We start from the raw sequence: 1,685 nt of genomic DNA, 5'->3' as shown, positions 1-1,685 counted from the left end.
GCGCCGGCGGCGCGAGCCGCGACGGGCACCGCCGGTGCGACCGGGGCCCAGGCGGGCACGGCCCCTGCGACCGCGGCGGCGAGGGCGCCGTCGGTCGGGGCGGCCGGGTCGGTCACCTCTCCGGTGCCGGCGTCCTCGGTGGCCGCCGGGTCGACGACCTGGTCGGGGTCGCCGACGGTCGGCTCGACCGCGTCGCCGGGGACGGTGCCACCGGCGAGCAGGCCGGCCACCAGCGCGGCGAAGGAGCCCGGGGCGGGCTCGCCGGCCGCCGTGGCGTCGCCGCCCGCGGGCGGGGTCGCCGCTGCCACGGGCAGCGCGGGGGTCATGGGCGTGATGGTCATGCGGCCTCCTGCCAGCTCGACATGATCGAGCTGACGTAGTTCTGCGTCTCGGGGTACGGCGGGACGCCGTCGTAGCGCTGCACCGCACCCGGGCCGGCGTTGTAGGCGGCGAGCGCGAGCTCGACCTGGCCGAACCGCACGAGGAGCTGGTCGAGGAGCTTGGCGGCGCCCTCGACCGCCTGGGCGGGGTCGAACGGGTCGCTCACGCCGAGGCTCCTCGCGGTGGCCGGCATCAGCTGCATCAGGCCCTGGGCGCCGGCCGGGCTGGTCGCGCTCGGGTCGAAGCCGGACTCCTGCTTCGCCACCGCCGCGAGCAGCGCGGGGTCGAGGTGGTGGGCAGCGCCCGCCTTCTCGAAGAGGTCGGCGTACGGGGTGCCCGCGGGCAGCGTGCCCGAGGCGGGCGCGGTGGCCGGCACGGCGTACGACGGCGCGACCGCGGTGGTCTCGGGGAGCACCCGACGGATGTAGTCCGGCGGGGTGGTGACCGGGACGACCTGCACCTTGCCACCGGGGCGGGGGGCCTCGATCATCTGGCCGTCGCCGATGTAGATGGCGATGTGGTCCGCGCCGACGTTGCGGCTGGAGTTGTCCCACGCGATGAGGTCGCCGGGCTTGGCGTCGGCCATGCTCGCCACCGGGGTGCCGGCGCGCGCCTGGTCGGCGGACAGCCGCGGCAGCTCGATCCCGAAGGACGAGTAGACCGACTGCACCAGGCCCGAGCAGTCCACGCCGCTCTGCGGGTCGGTGCCGCCCCAGACGTAGGGCAGGCCGATCATCTCGCGGGCCTTGGCCACGACCTGGTCGCCGGTCACGCCCACGCCGCCGGTGCTGCCGGTGACCGACGTGCGGGACAGGGTGTCGGCGAACGCCGCGCCCCCCACCGTGGAGCGGGGCAGCAGGGCGAGCTGGGCCTGGATCTGGGAGATCCGGGCGGTGACGTCGCTGATGCTCATCAGACGGCACCTGCCTCGGCGCGGGCGCGCAGCCAGCGGGCCGCGACGAGGTCGTCGACCTCGACCCGCTCGCGGCGGGCGCGCTCCTCGCGGCGACGCTCCCCGCGACGCTCGAGCAGCAGCTCGACGGCGGCGAGGCGGGTGCGGTCGCGCTGCCAGTGCTCGCGCGCGGAGGTCGTGAAGGTGACGGCGGTCGCCACCGCGGCGCGGAGCGCGATCACCTCGGACGCGGTGCCGGCCGCGGCCACGCGTGCGGTGGCGAAGGTCGCGGGGTCGACGCCGACGGGGTCGCTGGCGGCGGCCAGGCGGGCGGTCGCGTCGTCGAGCCGCTGCTCGGCGGCGTCTACGCCGGTCACGCCCGCCGGATCTCGGCGGCGGCCGCGGTGCCACA

The 1,685-nt window shown here is 77.3% G+C and carries 3 protein-coding genes; all 3 read right to left on the bottom strand.

Annotation, left to right across the window (positions count from 1 at the left end; all coding sequences use genetic code 11):
- Nucleotides 1–341: hypothetical protein (locus ACFFJG_RS11035; protein ID WP_378518761.1), on the bottom strand; the 341-nt coding region annotated here is incomplete at its 3' end.
- On the bottom strand, nucleotides 338–1,294 hold the full coding sequence (locus ACFFJG_RS11030) for a transglycosylase SLT domain-containing protein (protein WP_378518759.1): 957 nt from the start codon (nucleotides 1,292–1,294) through the stop codon (nucleotides 338–340). The genes ACFFJG_RS11035 and ACFFJG_RS11030, both read right to left, overlap by 4 nt.
- On the bottom strand, nucleotides 1,294–1,685 hold a 392-nt coding region (locus ACFFJG_RS11025; protein WP_378518757.1), incomplete at its 5' end, for a flagellar FliJ family protein. The genes ACFFJG_RS11025 and ACFFJG_RS11030, both read right to left, overlap by 1 nt.

Source organism: Nocardioides zeicaulis, from assembly GCF_042432345.1.
In the GTDB taxonomy this organism is placed as follows: Bacteria; Actinomycetota; Actinomycetes; order Propionibacteriales; family Nocardioidaceae; genus Nocardioides; species Nocardioides zeicaulis.
Note: the sequence above shows the minus strand (reverse complement) of the source record. Positions and strands in the feature narration are given on the sequence as shown.

Coding starts and splice junctions, on each gene's coding strand:
- ACFFJG_RS11030 (WP_378518759.1), bottom strand. CDS start 1,294: ATGAGCATCAGCGACGTCACCGCCCGGATCTCCCAGATCCAGGCCCAG.